At 49.2% G+C, this 315-nt stretch carries 1 rRNA gene; it reads right to left on the bottom strand.

The annotated features are described in order from the left end of the window. Positions 1 to 315: ribosomal RNA gene (locus GCN78_RS29000) — 23S ribosomal RNA — on the bottom strand; the annotation flags it as partial.

Raw genomic sequence — 315 nt, 5'->3', positions numbered from 1 at the left:
TTTCCCTCACGGTACTGGTTCACTATCGGTCGATTACGAGTATTTAGCCTTGGAGGATGGTCCCCCCATATTCAGACAGGATGTCACGTGTCCCGCCCTACTTGTCGTACGCTTAGTATCACCGGTCTGATTTCGAATACGGGACTATCACCCGCTACGGTTCCTATTTCCAGAGGATTCTTCTATCAGTCCGACTATCACGTACAGGCTCTTCCCATTTCGCTCGCCGCTACTTTGGGAATCTCGGTTGATTTCTTTTCCTGCAGCTACTTAGATGTTTCAGTTCGCCGCGTTCGCCTTGCATACCTATGTATT

The sequence above is a fragment of the Janthinobacterium rivuli genome (genome assembly GCF_009208735.1).
In the GTDB taxonomy this organism is placed as follows: Bacteria; Pseudomonadota; Gammaproteobacteria; order Burkholderiales; family Burkholderiaceae_D; genus Janthinobacterium.
Note: the sequence above shows the minus strand (reverse complement) of the source record. Positions and strands in the feature narration are given on the sequence as shown.